The sequence below is a fragment of the Planctomycetota bacterium genome (assembly GCA_018242585.1).
In the GTDB taxonomy this organism is placed as follows: domain Bacteria; phylum Planctomycetota; class Planctomycetia; order Pirellulales; family PNKZ01; genus JAFEBQ01.
The window spans coordinates 41847-60160 of record JAFEBQ010000027.1 but is presented as its reverse complement, the minus strand read 5'-3'; the positions used below and the strand labels follow the sequence as shown (position 1 = coordinate 60160).

Genomic DNA, 18314 nt, shown 5'->3' with positions numbered 1-18314 from the left:
GACGCGCATGGCCACGCGGCCAGCTAGTCCACTACCTTAATCGCCCCAACTCGGCGGCGGTAGCACCCAGGCCAGATTGCGCAGCGCGCGTCGTGGAATCGGCTGATGGCGATTCGAGTTCGCCGGGCGCGTTGCGTAGTGAAAGAATGTAATACTCGCACGGCCGGCCCCCTTTGCCCCAGGGGCCTTGCGCGTGTTCGATCAGCGGCAAGTTGGCAATCAGCGGCGCGTATTCCGCCCGCTGCGCCGCCGTGTGCTTGTGATCAAAATAGATGGCCATCACTTCGGCCCCGCGCTGGCGATAATGGTCGAGTTCCCATTGCCAATCGGCGCCGAACGACTCGTGCCAAGTCCAACCTTGGCGATGGGCGTAATGGACGATCGGTTGCGGCGTCGTCGGGCCGGCCAACACCCTGCCCTGGGGCGAACAAAGCTGTTCGAGCTTGCCGCCGACAATCACGAAGCCCGCCTCTTGCTCCCAGCGCTTGTCCGAAACCAGCGGCGACTGCACCGCGGCCAGCACGACCAGCGCCACCGCGCCGTGCCAAGCTCTCGGCCGTAGCGCGCGAGGCCAACGCTCAGCCAACGTGCTAGTCCACGACCAGGCTAGTCCTTCACTCCAGACAAATCGCCAGCCAACCGCAGCCCACAGGGCAGCGCCGGGCAGCAACATCAGTTCGTAGTACTCGTGGTTCCACGATTTCGGCCCGAGCGCGATGTAATAGGCCAGCCCTGTTATGCCCCAGGCCAGCGCCGCGCGCGGCACAGCGCGACGGGCCACGGCGCTCATCACGCCGACAAGAATCAGTACTGTGTTGACCGGCCCACAGCTTTTCCAAAGGAACCGCTCGAACAGCCGGCTCCAAAAAATCCGCCGCACCAGCAGCGACGGCTCTTGAAAGATGAAGTACAAGCCGCCGCGAGCCGGGTTGTCCCGATCAATGAATGCCAGTGCCAGCCAGACCACGATCGGCAAGGTCATCCCCACCGCAGGCAGCCAGAACCGTGGCCGGAACAGCCCGCGCCAGCCATCGAAGCGCACGATCATCTCGGCCATCGGCAACAGGACGATCAAGCCATAGTATTTGAAGCTCGCGCTCAACAACCCCAGGCCGGTTGCCAGCCACAGCCAGCGCGCGCAACTATCGTCGAAGTATCGTCGATAGGCCGCGGCAGCCGCCAGCGCGCACGCCATCATCCACACGTCGGGCAGCACTGAGCGTCCATAGAACAGGAACATCGGCGACCAGCCGAGCGCCACGGTTGCCAACCACGCAAAGTTGCGTCCCATTTCGCGCCGCACCAGGGCGAAGAACGCCACCAGCGCCACCACCGAGCCTAATGAACTGAGCCCGCGGGCAAACCAATCCTGCCGATCGCCGAACCAGCGGTAACCAACGGCGGTCAGCACGTGATACAGCGGCACCTCTTCAGCCAGAGGCCGGCTTTCCCCTTCGTAGGATAGGAAGTCGAAGCCTCCTTCGAGCCACTGAAACGGCGGACCGGCCATCACGCGCGACTTGTTGGCCACCGCGATCTGCTTGTCCCAAAAGCCATCGACCACCGGCGCATCGTAGTGGTAGGCGCGCCACGCAACCGATAGCAACACCAGCGCGACGCAAATGCGCCGCAGCCAGGGCAAGAGGAACTCGGTGTTGTTCGAGCTGTCTGCGTTCACTTTGGTCCTATGCCGCTTGCCGCATCAATGTTGAGTATCCAATCATTTCGCTGACGATCATCGCCACTCGCTCCGCCGCGTCAGGCACTGCCAGGCGTCGCATCGCCTGCCCCAGTGCCTCGCGCGCCACGCGATCGACCAACAGCGGCGCCAGCGTTTTGGCCAGCGTCGCGCCAGGCTCACCAGTGCGGAAGTCGACCAAGTGACATCCGCCGGCCTCGGCATAGACTTGGGCATTGTGCCATTGATGCTGATCGACCGCCCGCGGGTAAGGACACGCCACGGTCGGCACGCCCAACGCCGCCAATTCGGCCAGGCTCGTCGCGCCGGCCCGCGTGACGACAAGATCGGCTTCGGCCAGCACTTCGGCCGGATGATCGATGAACGGCGTCACGTGTGCATCGCACCCCATCAAGGCGTAGCGTCGCGCGACAGCCTCGGCCTCGGTCGTGCCCGTCTGATGTACCATTCGCCAGCCGAGCGCCACGCCACGCAGTTGCGTCAGCGCGTCGAGGAAGGCGGTGTTCAGCTCGACCGCGCCGCCGCTGCCCCCCAGGACGACGCAGGTTTTCTGCACGCGATCGGCATCGGCCCGGCGTGACGTGACACGAAACGGACGGCGCAGCGGATTGCCGGTGACCACCGCCTTGTTGCCTGCGCTTCCCAGCCAAGACTGCGATTGCGACAGTGCTAGACAGACAACGCTCGCTCGCCCGGCCAACCAGCGCGTGGCCCGACCCGGCACGGCATTCTGTTCGAGCAACAACGTCGGCAAGTTCATGCGCTGCGCGGCGGCCACGGCCGGCACGCTGGCATAGCCCCCCAGGCCGACGACCAGCGACGCCTGCTCGCGTTCGAGCCAGCGCCGCGCCGTTAGGCTGGCGGCGATATGTGATGAAGCAAAACGGGGCCAGTGCCACATTTTGCGCGGCCCCGGCGCGGCCGCGATGGCCATGTAGTCAAAGCCTGCCGCCGGCACCTCGCCTCGTTCGAGCGAACGTCCGCTGCCGACGAAGGTGATGCGCAGCTCCGGCTGCGCTTGTCGCAAAGCTTCGGCGACCGCCAGCCCTGGGAACAAATGCCCGCCGGTTCCTCCGCCCGCGAAGACAACGTGCGTTCCGCGCGAACCGCGATGTCCGTGAACCGTGCCGGCGATTGGGTGGTGTGCTTTCATCACGGATTCCTGATTTGATTAGCGCAGTTCGGTGGCGACTTTGGTTTTGGCGATCTCGAAATCGTTCGAGCGTGGCATGGTATTGGCCAACAGCAACCCGATCAGCGCGCAGCAGCCTGCCACAACCCAAAAACGAAACACGATTCTCCGCTCTGGCCAGCCGAGAAACTGAAAGTGATGATGCAACGGCGCACAGCGAAGCACCCGGCGTCCAGTGGCTCGAAACCAGCCCACCTGCAACAGGACGCTGATCGCTTCGATGACAAATACACCGGCGACAACCAGCCAAATCCACTCGACATGAGCCGATACGGCCAGCCAACCGAGCACGCCTCCCAAGGCCAGTGCGCCGGTGTCTCCCATGAACACCTGGGCCGGATGACGATTGAACTTCAAAAACCCCGCCACGGCTCCGACGAGCGCGGCCGTGAAGACGAGCATTTCGTTCGCGCCGCTGCCGGCGAGCGCGACCGCGCCGATCATGGCAACCGCGGCCAGTGTCCACGTTCCCGCCGCCAGGCCATCGAGCCCGTCGGCCAGATTCACGGCGTTCGACGAGGCAATGACCACGAACCCAGCCCAGGCCAACTGCCAGCCGACGAGCGCACTTGTCGAATCAGCAAACGCGGCCTGCCACGCCAACGCCCCGGCCGTAACAGCAACCTGACCAAGCAATTTTGCCGCACTCGACAACCCGCGGCGCGTGAGCCGACGTTTCAGGTAATCGTCGGCAAAGCCCACGGCCGCCATGCCGGCGATCAGAATGCCGCCGGTTTGTACCTGCACGTCTTCCCAATCGGCGGCAAAGAACAGCGCGCAAGCACTGGCGACTAGAAAGATCAGCCCGCCCATTGTCGGCGTGCCAGCCTTGCTTTGATGCAAGGCGTGCAACAGCGGAGAGTCCCGACGGATCGTTTCGCCGCCGAAGCGACGGAGCCATTGAATCGCTCGGCCGCCAAACAGCAGCACCAGCGTGGCCGATACGATCCCGGCAACGGCCGCACGCAAAGGCCACGGCGCGCCGAAGCTCGACCATTCGCTGAGCAAGGCTACGGCTGCTGAAATACTCATCGATGCCGATCGGGGGTTCGAGCGTTCCGCCTGACGACCGCAGCGCCCCAACCAGCGTAGGCGCGATTCACCGGTCGAGCGTCGATCAGACCGGGCGACCTTGGTTCCCTGATCCCCGAGGCGACGGTTGGGCCGTCGCCCCGGGGCTCAGTATCAAGCCCCTTCGAGAAGCTCTTGCCGATCCGACTGACCCAGTAGTCGAATCGACAAGTGGTATGCTTCGACCCAGGAGGGAGGCTGACGCCGCGCTGTCCCGCAACAGTTTGGCGTCATCGAAGGAGCTTGCAAAAAAATCGGGGAGATTCTCCTGCGTGTTTTATTTCGTCGCGAGGCGATCAAGCCGCCACGCGCTGCAACTCGTCTGCTTCGGCCCGCCAAATCTTCAAGCAAGTTTCCATGCCCATGACGCGTGAACCTTTGAGCAATACGACCGAGCCGGGCCGAGCGCGCTCGCGCACCACTTCAGCCACACCAGCCGGCGAGTCACAGGCGATCGCGCGTTGCTCGGACATGCCAGCCTGCTGGGCCGCATTGACCACGTGATCGGCGTTGGGCCCACAGGCCACCAGCAAATCGGCGCCGCAGCGCGTGACCACTTCCTGGCCAAACCGGCGGTGCAAAGCGGGGGCTTCGTCACCCAACTCGCACATATCGCCACAGGCCACGATCCGCAGCCCCGGCGAGTCGTCATGCCGCAACAACTCCAGCCCCGCCCGCATCGACAACGGGCTGGCGTTGTACGAATCGTCGATCACGCGCAGTTGGCCGATCGAAAGAGCCGCGCCGCGCTGAGCCGGCGGCACGAACAAGGCCAAGCCAGCTCGAATCTCATCCCAGCTCAAGCCGAACTCGCGCCCCACCGCCACAGCGGCCAGCACCGAAGTCAGATGATGCCGACCCCAAACGGGCGCGACGAGGCGTTCGCCCTGAACCGTGAACGACAAGCGACCGTGGGCGTAGCGCACTTGGGTGGCCATCAGATCGGCTCGCGCTGAGCGACCAACCCAAACGATGCGAGCCTTGGTCGATCGCTCGAAATCACGCTGCGCCGGGTCGTCGGCATTGAGCACCGCCAGCCCTTCCGCCGGCAGCGCCGCGATCAACTCGGCCTTGGTCGTGGCAATCGCGCCGCGGCTGCCAAATGTTTCGAGATGCGATTCCCCCAGTTGCGTGACCACGCCGATGTGCGGTCGGCAAAGCTGGCACAGCTCGGCGATCTCGCCCGAGCGGCGGGCCGCCAACTCGACCACGGCATATTCGTTGGCTGGGGCCCACTGACTCATGCTCAAGGGCACGCCGAGCTGGTTATTGTAGTTTTCAGGGCTGCACGAGCCGGCCAGGCGCACGCCTAAAACCGCGTCGATCAACAGTCGAGCCGTCGTCTTGCCCACGCTGCCAGTGACCGCGGCCACACGACCGGCAAAGCGACCGCGCTGCCAGCGAGCGAAATCAGCCAGGGCCGCTTGACCATCGGCAACGACGATCGCCCAGCGCCCGACGGGCACCGACTTGGGCGCCACGTGCGTAACGACGCCAGCCGCGCCGCGATTAAACGCATCGGCCACGAACTCGGCTCCGTCCCGATCGACGCCACGAACCGCCCAGAACACTTCGCCGGCATTCAACTTGCGCGAGTCGATTGCCACGCGCGGCAATACCTGCTGTGCGTCAACGACTTCGTTCGCGGGGCCGATCAATTTGCCGCCGACCGCTCGGACCAGATCGGCCAACGTGATTTGTTCACTTGCTTGCATTCGCCTGACACTCCCTAACAATGCGTGACCGGGCTGCCGCCTAGGCGGCTCGCGACGACTGGCTGTTCCACTGGGCATAAAGCCAATCGCGCGCAACCTGCCGGTCGTCAAAATCGATCTGGCCATCGGCCAGCTCCTGATATTCTTCGTGCCCCTTGCCAGCAATCAGCACCACGTCTCCTTCGCGGGCTTGTTGCAGGGCATAGCAAATTGCCGCGGCACGATCGTCGATAACATGCACCGCCTCGGGCATGGCAAAGCCGCGCATGATGTCGGCCACAATGCGCCGCTGTGACTCGTCGCGCGGGTTGTCGCTGGTAACGATTGCCAGATCAGCACGCAACTCGACGGCGCGGGCCATCAGTGGCCGCTTCGACCGATCACGTCGCCCGCCAGCGCCAAACACGCACAACACGCGGCCCGAAGTCATTTCGCGTAGCGCGTCGAGTACGCCGGCCAAGGCGTCGGGCGTGTGGGCATAGTCGACATACACACCGAACGACTGACCACAGACGATCGGCTCGAGCCGACCCGCCAGCCGATCGACGCTTTCGAGCCCGCGCACGACGTCGGGCGTCGAGACGCCATAGGCCAACCCAACCGCGGCGGCGACCAGACAGTTTTCGATGTTATGCCGGCCGATAAGGCGCGTGCGAACCGGAACCGACTCGCTACCGATTTGCAGCAGGAACGTCTGCTCGCTCAAGCAGCTTTCGACCGCCACGGCGTTCAATTCGGCCGCCCGGTCGAGCGCCACGGTCAAGGCCGGGCCATCGACGCGGGGCAGATACATTTCTCGACAAACGTCGTCCTCGACGTTCAACACCACCACGCCCGACGGCCCCAACTGCTCGAACAGCCGAGCCTTGGCGGCACGATAGGCGGACAGCGTCTGGTGATAGTCCAGATGATCGTGCCGGACGTTCGTGACCGCGACCACATCGAACTCGACGCCGGCCACTCGCGATTGCTCGAGCGCGTGACTCGAAACCTCCATCACCACGTGCGTGCAACCGGCCGCTTCGGCGCGGGCCATCCAGGCCGCCAACACCGGCGCGGGGGGCGTGGTCCAGCGGGCCGCCTCGAACTCGACGCCGTCGCTATAGCCGAGCGTGCCAAGCACCGCGGGATATTGCCCCGCCGCTCGCAGCACGCCGGCAATCAAATGCGTGGTGGTCGTCTTGCCATTGGTGCCAGTGACGCCAATCACCTTGAGACGCTGACTGGGATTGCCGACCAGGGCCTGGCACAAGTGGCCATACGCCCGGCGCGCATCGGCGACACAGGCCACCGGAACGTCGACCTGAATCGGCCGCTCGGCCAGCACGGCCGCGGCGCCGCGAGCAACCGCGTCGGCGACAAAATCGTGACCGTCGCGCTCGACACCCGACAGCGCGACAAACAGATCGCCAGGACGAACCTGGCGCGAATCGGCGCAACAACTGCTCACACGGATCTCGTCGGCGCCGAATAACTCGGCTTCCGGCAAGACCTGGCGCAGCGCGATCCCGTGATTTGACGCCGATCCTAGCGTCATACGCAACAAGGCCTCCTTGCCTTGACGACTCGTGGGCGGGCCTTCCTGGCCGCCCGTTGCCACGCTTCGCCTGGGGTGCGCTGCGTGGCCGAGTTCGTTGGAGCGGATTCTCCGAAATCTGCCGCAGGTGTCAAGGTCGAAATCAGGGCGGATCGCGCTAGACAAACCAGGCCGCACTCGAACAATGAGGCAAATCAGTCGCACCGCCCCGCTATCACTCGCTCATTGGCGCCACGGCCTGCTATGTCGCACGACGATTTAGACCTGAACGGGGTCGCCGAGTACTTGCACCTGTCGCCGGCGCAAGTTCAACGGCTCGTCGAGCGAGGCAATTTGCCAGCGCGACGCGTGGCGGGGCAGTGGCGGTTCTCGCGCGCCGAATTGCGCGAATGGTTGGAACATCAAATTGGCTTGTCGAACGAAGCAGAGTTGCAGCGCATGGACGAGGCGTTCGACCGCGACCTGGCGGCTGCCGATAGCGAGCCGCGCTCGGTCGCCGAAATGCTGCCGCTGGCGGCGATTGCCATTCCGCTGGCGGCGCGAACGCGGGCCTCGGTGATTGCTGGCATGATCGAGCTGGCGGCCGGGACAGGCTGGCTGTGGGATACAGCCGCCATGACCGAAGCCGTGCAACAGCGCGAAGACCTTTGCCCGACGGCGCTCGACAACGGCGTGGCCATGTTGCACGCGCGGCGGCCGTTGCCCGCGGTCTTGGAGCAACCGTTCATCTGCCTGGGGCGAACCGAAACCGGCATACCATTCGGCAACGCCCGGATGACCGACATTTTCTTCCTGATCTGCTCGACGAGCGATCGGGGGCACCTGCACACGCTGGCGCGACTGAGCCGGGTGGTGAACGACGACTCGTTCCTGCAAGCGCTACGCGAAGCGCCCGACGCGGCCTTGGCGCGCGAGCTGATCGTGGTCCGCGAGCAGTCGTTGCTGGCTTAATCGGGTTACTGATCTCTTGTGAGTGGTGTGGATGGCGATTGTCAATTCCAACCCGATTCCTCGCATCGAGCACGCCTGGCTATTTGTGGGCGATCTCGGCAGCGACGAGTTCGCGGCCTTGCGCGCCGACTTGTCGCGGTTGCCGACGCAGCGCGCGGTTGCCAATCTGGCCTCGGGGGTCGCTGATATCGACGATGGGTTTTCGCCGACGTGGATCGTGCTGGTCGAAGCGTTGCCGCGCGCCTTGCGGCGTGATGAGCTGGCCCGATTGACCGAGCGCTGGCCGCTGGCGCGCGTGCTGCGTGTGGCGGGTTCCTGGTGTGAATCGGAGCGGCGGCATGGCTGGGACTGGCCTGGGGCTTGGCGCATCTTGTGGCATCAGTGGCCCAGTTGGCTGGCGCAGACGCAGTCGCAAGCCGAGCGCGGCGAGATGCCAGCCCGCCAGGCGACCACCTCGGACGAGGAAAGCTGGCTCGTTGATGCGCCGCCTGCAACCAATCGCGCCGCGAGCGGCACAAACCCACGACCGCGAGCACTCGTCGTCGGCGATGATGCCGAGCAGGCTGCGTGGCTCGTCAAGGCGTGCGTCCGGCTGGGATTCGATGTTCAGCACCGTCGTAGCACTGAGGCCGCCGAAGAGTCGAATTGCGCGGCCGTGGTCTACGACGTGGCTTTTCCACAGTCAACGAGCATGGAACAGATTGCCGTCTGCCGACAGTCGCATCCCGCCGGGGCGTTCGTCGTCCTGTGCGGCTTTCCCCGCACCGACGATGTGGCCCGCTGGCAAGCCGCCGGCGCGACGGCTGTTTTGGCCAAGCCAGTCCGCTTGGCGGACCTGGACTGCGCGCTCATGCAAAAGTTAGCGCAACAGAGCGTTCTACCAGGCGTCTGATTCGTCACCACCCCACTCGTCCTGCTCCGGCAAATCGGTGCGGATGATTTCGCGCTTCCACTCTGGTTCGTGGACCGGCCAGACGCGCATCCGGGCCCCCTGGTGATGTGACTCGCCGGGTTGACCCGACTCGTTCGAGCGCAGCCAAGTCGACCGTTCCCAGTCGGCCAGTTGCGGTGGCCGGCCGGCCAGGTTGCTGCGCCGCCAACTGATGGCTCGCTGGTCGACTACGGTCACGATGGCCGGCGCGTCGAAATCGAGCATCCGTCGGGCCAACAACTCGTGGCTGGCGGTGTGAAACTGCTGCTTCAGCGCCGGCAGGTCCCAATCGCAAGCCCGGCCCAGATCGCCAAACCATTCGGCCGGCAACAGCAGTCGCGATGCCAGTCGATTGGCCAGTTGCTCGCGGGCGGTCGGCGGCGCTTCGGCCGGGTCGACACCGAGCGAGGCGAACAACTCGACCGAGAGATGCTCGCCGATTTCGTGGGCGACGGCCCACTGTTCGCGTTCAGGGCGGGGGTCGCGACGGATAAAGATCGACGCCTCGCGTAGCATGTCGTCGCGGCCAGAGCGCTCACCCGGCGAATTGAAACCCGAGCGGACATAGCGCGCCCGCTCGGCCTGCCGATCGTTGCGCAAGACCGTCAGCCCGAGCGCTTGGGCAACGCGAAAGGCGTCGACCGCCGGCTGAAACACACCGGCCCGGCGTAGCAGCCGGCCGACCTGGGCATCGATCGCCCGGTACACCTGTTCCCAAGGAATCTCCGCCAGCATCATTCGTGACCTCTGGCTGCCGAATCGTCGTTTTTATGAATAATGAACATTTGTACACATTCTACTGCCCAATGCAAGCAAATTCGCTCGATTTTCTGGCCCCGAAGTCGCCCCCTCCGGCCCCTCGTCACTTTTGGCCTGCCCGGGTAGGATGAATCGATTACCAACCGGCCGCCTGTTTTCCACCGCTAGTTCCATCGCCGCATGACTTTTACGCCGATCATCGACGCCCAGCCCCTGCCCCACCCCAACCGGTCGGAAGCCCCGGCCTCGAAGGGCTCGTACTGCTTCATCAGCCTGGGCTGTCCCAAGAACCTGGTCGACAGCGAGCGGATGCTGGGACTGCTGCAGTTGGATGGCTATCGAATGGTCGGCGATCCCGAGGGGACCGACTTTGTCATCGTGAACACCTGCGGGTTCATCGAAGCGGCCCGGGCCGAGTCATTCGCCACGATTCGCGAGATGCTCGAGTTGAAGCGCGCCGGCGGCACCAAGGGCGTCATCGTCTCGGGCTGTCTGGCCGAGCGCGAGAAGGCCCAGTTGCTCGAGACCCTGCCCGAGATCGACCATCTGGTCGGCGTGTTCGGGCGCGAGCAAGTGACCAAGGTGGCCGACCGGCTGGTCGGTCGCCTGAACGAACAGCGCACCGTGTTTCAGCCGGCGCCGAGCGTGGCGCTGTCCGATCGGAACCGGCTGCGGATCACCCCCAAGCATTTCGCCTATTTGAAGATTTCGGAAGGGTGCGACCGGCTGTGTACGTTCTGCGCCATTCCGAAAATGCGCGGCAAGCACGCCAGCAAGCCCATGGAAGAGATCGTGGCCGAAGCCCGCGAGTTGGTGGCCGACGGCGTCCGCGAGCTGATCATCGTGGCCCAGGACACGACGTACTACGGCATCGACCTGTACGGCCGGCCGCGGTTGGCCGAGTTGCTGGCCCAGTTGGACCAGATCGAAGGTCTGGACTGGATTCGGTTGATGTACCTGTACCCGATGTACTTCGGCGACGATCTGATCGACGTGATCGCCGGCGCCAAGCGGATCGTGCCGTACTTGGACATGCCGCTGCAACACGCCGATGACACCATGTTGAAACGGATGCAACGCCGCGTGAACAAGGCCGAGACGGTCGCGCTGCTCGACAAGCTACGGGCTCGGATTCCGAACCTGGTGCTGCGGACGACGATGATCACCGGCTTTCCCGGCGAGACCGACGAGCAATTCGCCGAGATGGTCGACTTTGTGCGGCAGTACCGCTTCGAGCGGCTGGGCGTGTTCACGTACTCGTTCGAGCCCGATACGCCGGCGGCCCGCTTGCCCGACCATCTGCCCGAGGAAGTGAAGAACGCGCGGCGCGACGAATTGATGGGCGTGCAGCAGGAAATCGCCTTCGAATGGGCCGCCGCTCGGGTGGGCCAGCAGCTCGATGTGCTGCTCGATGCGCCATTGCCGGGCGAGCGCGATGTCTGGATCGGCCGCACCGCGGCCGACGCGCCCGATGTCGATGCGGTGGTGTACGTGACCGGCAAGAAGTTGCGCGCGGGGCAGATCGTCCCGTGCGAGGTCGTGGCCACCAAGGAATACGATCTGATTGCCGCCCCGATTGGTCGCGCACGCTAGGGACGTTCTGCATATAATGGCGGCGGGGCCGACCGAATTGTTCACGCCACGCCCCCCCGGCCCTCGACACTTTGCATCGCCTATGGTCAGCCCCGACACCGCATCCCGATCGGCCTCGGCCAAACAGGGCGTGATGACCGTGCCCAACCAGTTGACGGTGGCGCGGCTGGTGCTGTCGGTGGCCCTGTTCGTGGCGATGAGCTTCGAGTATTTCGGCACGTCGCTGGTGCTGTTCATCGTGGCGGCTAGCACCGATTGGCTGGACGGGTACCTGGCGCGGCGCTATGGCTGGGTTTCGACCTTGGGGCGCATTCTCGACCCGTTCGCCGACAAGATCATCATCTGTGGCACGTTCATCTTCTTGCTCGACGTCCCCAGCCGCGAGCTGCACGCTTTGGGCCTGCGAGCGTGGATCGTGGCCCTGATCGTGGGGCGCGAGCTGCTGATCACGGCGCTACGGAGCTTTCTGGAACAGCAAGGGCGCGACTTCTCGGCCTCGATGTCGGGCAAGTTGAAGATGGTGGCGCAGTGTATTGCGGCCGGGCTGTGCTTGGGCCTGTTGGGGTGGGGCACCTTGTTCGGCGCGTGGATCGTGATGCCGTCGTGGTACGGCGCGTTGTTGACGGCGTCGCTGTGGGTCGCGGCCTTCTTGACCGCCTATTCGGGCGTGGCCTACATCGTGGCCGCCGTGCGCATGATCCGCGATGAATGACGACGACCAAAGCGCCGCACGTCGCCCGCCGGCTGATTCGCCAACGCGTGTGCCCTGGACCGTTATTGATGTGCTGGTTTGCCTCCTCATCGTCACGGTGATCTACGGCATCACTTCTCTTTTCATGCCGCGCGCGCACGGCGCGGATATTAACGAGATAACACCTCGCGAAGGTGCTGACCTATTCGCCAAATCGGCGATTGCCAGCCTCGTTTCGACGGGGCTCGCCATTGCCTGGCTCGTCAAATGCAGCCGAGCGTCCGCCAAGGACCTGGGATTCAGCGTATCCAGGCTGGTGTGGGACGTGGCCTTGGGTGCCTTCGGCTTCTTGGCAATGGTGATTCCATTGCTGCTGATTAAAGCCGCGATCAAGGCAAGCGGAGTATTCGAAGGTGAGCATCCGATCGAGACGCTGCTCAGGCAATACCCCGACTTCGACCTTTGGTTATGGGCGACTGTGGCAGCTGTGATTGTAGCACCGCTGTCGGAAGAGTTCTTTTTCCGAGTGCTGCTGCAAGGGTGGCTCGAACGGATTTGGCCGTCGCAGCCGCGGACTGTGGCGGGTGGGTCGGCAGGCGAATCGGGCGCAGAATCGAGTCCACCGCCGCCACCGCGTTGGAAGACTTGGCTCCCTGTGCTAATTAGTTCGCTGATCTTCGCGGCAGTGCATTATAACCACGGGCCGGACCCGATCCCGCTGTTCTTTTTGGCGCTGCTGCTGGGGACGCTTTATCGCTGGACGCACCGCATTTGGCCGAGCATGACGGTCCACGTCCTGCTGAACGGCACGAGCATGGCCCTGCTAATCGCCCAGAGCTATTTGAAGCAGCAATGACGAAGAGCATTCGACCACAACGACACGACGGTCACGATGTCGGAAATGCGGCAAACGAGTGAACCGCAGAGGCGGGGCAGCTAAGGGGACATCTTCCTCAGGGACCAAAATGTAGCATTTCCGCTTCACCTCCACGCCTCGCTGGAACACGCTAAAAGGGATTCACGTAGACGCTCCCTTCGCCATGCGTTTTCCACCAAGGCAACCTGTCAGTCCACGGATATAGGATGTAGACGACGATGCAAAACACCGCTACTCCGGCAATGCCCCATCGACTGAATAAGATTGGGCGCGGCCTCAGCCAAATCAGTAGCGCGATAATGGGATTCACCAACCCAAACAATAGCGGCCAGACGATCAAAGGAGGCGCTACGGCTCCTGGAACTAGAAAGACATGTCTCGGTGCATTTGCGAGAGCATAGAACGCCACTGCTGACGTAATAATGAAGAGTCTTAGCCAAATATTCTCGTAGATGATTGAGTTTGTTCGCCTGCGGCTCGCGAGCAAAACAATTGACGCAAGAGAAATGTGAACGACAACGAGAATCGTAAACCACGAGGCATGGAGTGCCGAAAGAACTTGCCACCACGGCCGTATGCGCATGCCCTCGACGTCGATGAACGGCGGGAACAGAATGGAATAGACCGCGTACGCGATTGGCCAGCACGCAAATGAATGCCACCACCGCAACCTAAATGGCGACGGTCGAAGCCAGAGCGACACAAGGAATGCAGGAAGCGCCGGAAATAACACCAGCGACCAGATCAGCCAATCCAAGTCGGCCCAAGGACCGCCAACGCCGGGCGTCAGTACCGACCATTCGGGTGCCTCGGCTAGCGCGAGCAAACCCCAGGACCCAAGCACAAGTGCGAACGCGTACCAGGCCTTCGGATACCAAGAGAGGTTGCGCAAACGATAAAGAGCGATCCAGACTATTGATGTCGTGATGATCGTTCCTATGGTGGCCAAAAGAGCGCTTTGCGCTGCGAGTTGACTTTCCATTTTGGCACTGCCTATTGCGTCGTAATTACGACTTGGCGAGTTCGGAACATACCATTGGGACTGCGAACGCCAGAATTAAGCATCTTAGGGCCAACGGCCCGACCCATACCAGCCTGGGGCAACGCCCCAGGAATCTGGCAACGCAGCTTATTGAGGGCTGAAGGCCCGCCCCATTTCCGCGCTGACATCTCGGAAGAATGGGACGGGCTTTCAGCCCTTAGAACCCATTAGATGCCCATATACCTGGGGCGTTGCCCCAGGCTGGTATGGGGCGCACCTTTGGTGCTTAAGAAGAACTTGATCGCTTAGAAGAGCATGATCGCGACGACGTGCGATCGACTGCACGAAAGAATACGCTACCGGTATTGCCTTACCGTCGCTGTGTCGGTTGGCGGGTGGGTAGCTCTGCTGAGCGGTCGCCGGGGATGGCTGGCTGTTGCTTTTCGGCCAGCGCGGCCTGAGCGCCGATTTCGTCAGCGATCTGGTTGAAGCCGCTTGCCACTTTCTCGTCGACTCCTTCCAATTGGTCGACCAACTGCATCAACCCCTCGGGATTGACCTGGGCCGCTTTGTGAATGCGGTTCAGAAAGACCGCCGTCTCGCGATAGTTGTGATCGGCCACGTGCCCGACCAGCGGCTGGAACGTCTTGGCCAATACCTCGACCGTGACCGCTTCCATGCGGACAAACGAGTCGAGTCGGGCCTGGACCATCGGCTTTCCCTGCCGATCGAGATAGGTCGAAGTGCGGAGCAGGAACACGGCCTGGCCGCGGACCGGCTTGGGGAGCAGCATCCCTTCGTACTTCCCTTCGCCGTAAATCACATGGACGTGTGGCGAACGGACGAGGTAGCGCAGCTTGCCGCGTGTGCCGGCGTGATCGTCGGCGTCGAACGACACTTCATCGAGCCGCTTCACATGAATGTCGGTGATGTTCATCACCCGCCACATGTTGATCACGACCTCCGGATGCTCGATCAGGAACTGAAAGAGCCGGGCGTCGCATTCGATGGTCTGCGTGGGCAGATGGCGATAGAGCGTGACGTTCTCGAGCACGGCCGTAACCCGCGCGCGGTCTTCGCTGTCGAGCTGCGCCAGCGGCATGGCCTTGATGGCGTCGTCGCGATACTGGCGGTTGGTGCTGCCCGCGTTGGGCGTGGCGGCCGACGACGCGCCGGCCAAGACCAGCAGCGCGAGCGCGATTGCTCGGCAAGCTATGGAACCGCGCACCTGCATTCGTCCCCCCCACCTTCGTAACGTGTGCGGCCGCGACCTTGACGCGCTGGCAGACTTTTCCGACCGCTAACGATATTTCGGCAACCGATCGGGACGGGCCGCACACAATTTTCGAGCCATCTTGTCGCGCGCCGCTATCAGCTAGCGATGCCGCGGCGAGCTAGGCGAACGGGCGAATGCTCTTGTCAGTTCGGAGCCAGCTAGCAACAATGCCGGCGCGCAAAACTTGGGCGCGGAGCGCCCCTTTTTCAGACTCACGCGAGGGAGCGATCATGTCGAGTGCGCGCCGGGCCCGCTGGCCCTGGTTTGTCGTCAGCCTGTTGTTGGCCGCCGCGATTGCTGTCGGCTATTGGCGCTGGTTGCCCAATCAGGGGGACACCACGGCCTATTGGCAGCGACACCTGGCCACGATGAGCGACGCCGAAGCCGTCGCCATGCTCGACCAGTTGAGCACGCGCGGCGACGAAGGAATCGCCATCCTGGCCGCCAGCATGGCTTCGCAGCGCCGGCCCCTCGCTCAGCAGTCGGCCACGCTGCTGCGATCCAAGCTCGACGAGTGGGAGCTGCTGTCACCGCGCGCGGCAACGCCGCGGCTGATGGTGCTGGCCGACGCCTTGTCGAACCATGTGCAGCAATACGACGCCGACGCGCGGAATAGCGCCGCTGAGTTCATTACCCGTATCTTGTTGTGGCCGATCGATGCCGAGCGCGTCGACCGCCCGCGGTTGAACGTGGCCTGTCAGCGCGTGCTGCAGGCGATTGCCTCGGGCGAAGCCGCGGCCGCGAAGCCGGCGGGCTCGTCCGACCAGGTGACGGCCAACCTGACGCTACCGCAAATGAGTCGCGCCGATCGTGGCGGCGTGCAGAGCGACTTGCCCCCCGGCCCGCCGCAGATGGCGATGAACTCGGGCGCGCCGCGCGTCGAGCCGCGCCGACTGCCGCCGGCCGCAACTACGCAGGCTCGCAACATCGACGCCGGCGATACGGCGGCCAGCAACATGCCAGCTCGCGTGCCGGAGAACGACCCATCGGCGCCGACCTTGCCGACCATCGCGGCCGTGAACTACAGCAACCTGAACGTCGTGCAACTGTGCTCGTACTTGAACGACGCGGAAGCCAGCCTGGCCACGGCCGCCAAGCAGGAATTGGCCGCTCGCGGCATCTCGGCGCGACAGATGGAAGTCGGCGCCGGCGTCACCAATCCCGACCCAAGCGTGCGGCGGCGCTTTGCCGAGATGTTGCCCGGGATGACGGGCATCGACGCCAAGCCCTGGCTCATGCACCTGAGCAACGACGAGGACGCCAGCGTGCGGCTGACGGCGATGACGCTGATGGCCACGTCACGCGACCCGGCGATGCTGGCCCGAGTGACCGAGATGGCCCGCACCGACAATGATGAGCGGGTGCGGTATCAGGCGAGCCGGATCATGGAATCGATGAACGATAAACGATGAGGAGAAGAAACGATAAATGATGAACGATAAACGATAAAGTAAGACTGCATTCGTTTATCGTTTACACTTTATCGTTTCCTAGCGCAGCGTTCCGCCGTCGATCACCGTCACGCGCTTCGCGGTGACGTGGCTGGCCTTCTCTTCGGACAGATAGCCCAGCGAGCCCGAGACACCGATCTCGCGTCCCACATAGTTTCGCAGGTTCACGCCCGGCGAGGCCGAAACGTACGAGCGAATGGCGCCGTTGCGATCGAGCAACGCGAACTGCGGGCCGCCGGCGCGGCGCGAGACCACCTGGGCCAGCTTGCCGGTCCCGTCGTAGCGTGGATCGGGGGCGGCCGGCGCCGTCGGGTCCGAGGGACGCGGCGCTCGGGCTGCCAACTCCTGGCGGCGCAGCTCGGTCTGGCCGGCCGACGCCATGCTCGACGTGTAACGGTTCCGAATGTCTTCAAAGCGGTCGATCTTGGCCAGCAACAGCCGCGCCTGCCCCCGTTCGACCGGTGTTTCGCTCTTGGCCAGCATCCGCTCGGCCTCGTCGCGCAGCTTGGCAAAATTCCAATCGGTTGGCGCTTGGGCCACCTCGGTCGACAGCTCCAGGTCCAGCGTATCGAGCCGATCGAGCACGCCAATCGTCGGCTTGCCGGCCGACGCGCTTTGCCGCGCCCGTTGGCGCGCGATGGCTTCCTGGTCGTCGCGGGTGATGCTGCTTGGCGCGTATTCAGTCGCCGAACGGTCGTCGCGTTGACGTCCGCCGGCTTCGCGCTCGTCGCGGGCCAGCTTGGCGATGATCAGGTTGTTCTTGGCGTTGCCGGCGCGCTCTTCGATGGTCGGCAAATCCTGGCTGACGTACTTGCCCGAGATCCAACGAAACTCGCCGGCGGGCGGGGCGATCTTGTACCAGGTTTGCAGACCGTTCTCGGTTTCGAGCTTGCGGGCTTCGAGAATCTCGACGTGTTCCCCTTGGTCCAAGCGAACCTGGATCACGTCGCGGACGTCACTAAATGAGCTACCGACGCGCGCCATCACGTGCTGGCCCGAGACTTGCCCGCGGCCGTGACCGGTGGGGGTGATGAACTCGGCGGCGACCCAACTGTACGAACCCTCGGGAGGCCGTACCGCGTACCAACCGCCCGGATCGTGACGATAGACTTCGACCACGTCGCCGCGGCCGACCTTCATGACCGGGTAATAGTTCTCGCCGGGGCCGCTGCGCACATAGACGTCGTCGGTGCGGACCCAGGCGCGATACGGAAACGACTCTTCGGCCCGTGCCGCAGGCGCAAAGCCAACCAGCCAAGCGAGGCCGAGCAGGGCAAATGAAACACGACGCAGCAACATGGGCGGCGTCTCCTCGATATGCGGGAGAGGTACGGAGAAAAGCGTTTCTAGGAGGGGCCGGACTTGTACCTAAAGCGACCGGTGACCACAAGATCAGGTGGACGCTAGCGGGTGCTATAAAGGGCAACGGACCTCGACCAAGCCCCAATGTCCAAATCCCAATGACCAATCGGAGAAACCCTACGTTTGATCCTATTGGTCATTGGTGCTTGGTCATTGAGACTTTACATTCCGTTGTGCCTCCGTGGCTTGCCCCCTGTCTTTGCCGTCGTGCGACGGGGTTCAACGAT

The 18314-nt window shown here is 63.6% G+C and carries 15 protein-coding genes; 6 read left to right on the top strand and 9 right to left on the bottom strand.

All coding sequences use genetic code 11. The annotated features are described in order from the left end of the window. Positions 1 to 31 precede the first annotated feature (31 nt). The 5 genes from JSS27_13810 to JSS27_13790 all read right to left on the bottom strand — a co-directional run bounded on the left by JSS27_13810 (position 32) and on the right by JSS27_13790 (position 7214). Entirely contained in the window at positions 32 to 1678 is a 1647-nt protein-coding gene (locus JSS27_13810; protein MBS0210020.1) for a glycosyltransferase family 39 protein, read from the bottom strand. 7 nt (positions 1679 to 1685) lie between these two features. Next, on the bottom strand, positions 1686 to 2852 hold the full coding sequence (locus tag JSS27_13805) for a UDP-N-acetylglucosamine--N-acetylmuramyl-(pentapeptide) pyrophosphoryl-undecaprenol N-acetylglucosamine transferase (protein MBS0210019.1): 1167 nt from the start codon (positions 2850 to 2852) through the stop codon (positions 1686 to 1688). Between the two features lie 18 nt (positions 2853 to 2870). Then, positions 2871 to 3923, bottom strand: coding sequence for a phospho-N-acetylmuramoyl-pentapeptide-transferase (gene mraY / locus JSS27_13800; GenBank protein MBS0210018.1), 1053 nt, complete (start codon positions 3921 to 3923; stop codon positions 2871 to 2873). A gap of 335 nt (positions 3924 to 4258) precedes the next feature. Beyond that, positions 4259 to 5677, bottom strand: a complete 1419-nt coding sequence (locus JSS27_13795) for a UDP-N-acetylmuramoyl-tripeptide--D-alanyl-D-alanine ligase (protein ID MBS0210017.1) — start codon at positions 5675 to 5677, stop codon at positions 4259 to 4261. A gap of 40 nt (positions 5678 to 5717) precedes the next feature. Then, a complete protein-coding gene (locus tag JSS27_13790) occupies positions 5718 to 7214 on the bottom strand; it encodes a UDP-N-acetylmuramoyl-L-alanyl-D-glutamate--2,6-diaminopimelate ligase (protein ID MBS0210016.1) in 1497 nt (498 codons plus the stop codon). Positions 7215 to 7457: 243 nt separating this feature from the next. Between JSS27_13790 and JSS27_13785 the strand changes: the two genes are divergently transcribed. Both JSS27_13785 and JSS27_13780 read left to right on the top strand, forming a co-directional pair. Beyond that, on the top strand, positions 7458 to 8165 hold the full coding sequence (locus JSS27_13785; protein MBS0210015.1) for a PTS sugar transporter subunit IIA: 708 nt from the start codon (positions 7458 to 7460) through the stop codon (positions 8163 to 8165). A 31-nt stretch (positions 8166 to 8196) separates the two neighbouring features. After that, positions 8197 to 9057, top strand: a complete 861-nt coding sequence (locus tag JSS27_13780; protein MBS0210014.1) for a response regulator — start codon at positions 8197 to 8199, stop codon at positions 9055 to 9057. On the opposite strand, the gene JSS27_13775 is transcribed toward JSS27_13780, so the two are convergent. After that, complete coding sequence (locus JSS27_13775) at positions 9043 to 9831, bottom strand: ImmA/IrrE family metallo-endopeptidase (GenBank protein MBS0210013.1); 789 nt, start codon at positions 9829 to 9831, stop codon at positions 9043 to 9045. The genes JSS27_13780 and JSS27_13775 overlap by 15 nt on opposite strands. 204 nt (positions 9832 to 10035) lie before the next feature. Between JSS27_13775 and rimO the strand changes: the two genes are divergently transcribed. From rimO to JSS27_13760, 3 genes are all read left to right on the top strand, one after another. After that, positions 10036 to 11448, top strand: a complete 1413-nt coding sequence (rimO, locus tag JSS27_13770; protein MBS0210012.1) for a 30S ribosomal protein S12 methylthiotransferase RimO — start codon at positions 10036 to 10038, stop codon at positions 11446 to 11448. An 82-nt stretch (positions 11449 to 11530) separates the two neighbouring features. Further along, entirely contained in the window at positions 11531 to 12160 is a 630-nt protein-coding gene (gene pgsA, locus JSS27_13765; protein MBS0210011.1) for a CDP-diacylglycerol--glycerol-3-phosphate 3-phosphatidyltransferase, read from the top strand. Beyond that, positions 12153 to 12995, top strand: coding sequence for a CPBP family intramembrane metalloprotease (locus JSS27_13760; GenBank protein ID MBS0210010.1), 843 nt, complete (start codon positions 12153 to 12155; stop codon positions 12993 to 12995). Before pgsA ends, JSS27_13760 begins: the two co-directional genes overlap by 8 nt. Positions 12996 to 13146: 151 nt before the next feature. Here JSS27_13760 and JSS27_13755 read toward each other — a convergent pair whose 3' ends face one another. After that, a complete protein-coding gene (locus JSS27_13755; protein ID MBS0210009.1) occupies positions 13147 to 13998 on the bottom strand; it encodes a hypothetical protein in 852 nt (283 codons plus the stop codon). A gap of 370 nt (positions 13999 to 14368) precedes the next feature. Continuing rightward, a complete protein-coding gene (locus JSS27_13750) occupies positions 14369 to 15232 on the bottom strand; it encodes a hypothetical protein (GenBank protein MBS0210008.1) in 864 nt (287 codons plus the stop codon). A 272-nt stretch (positions 15233 to 15504) separates the two neighbouring features. On the opposite strand from JSS27_13750, the gene JSS27_13745 reads away from it, so the two are divergent. Next, positions 15505 to 16686 (top strand): HEAT repeat domain-containing protein, encoded by a 1182-nt coding sequence (locus JSS27_13745; protein ID MBS0210007.1) that lies wholly within the window; start codon positions 15505 to 15507, stop codon positions 16684 to 16686. A 78-nt stretch (positions 16687 to 16764) separates the two neighbouring features. On the opposite strand, the gene JSS27_13740 is transcribed toward JSS27_13745, so the two are convergent. After that, entirely contained in the window at positions 16765 to 18024 is a 1260-nt protein-coding gene (locus JSS27_13740; protein ID MBS0210006.1) for an SH3 domain-containing protein, read from the bottom strand. Positions 18025 to 18314 lie beyond the last annotated feature (290 nt).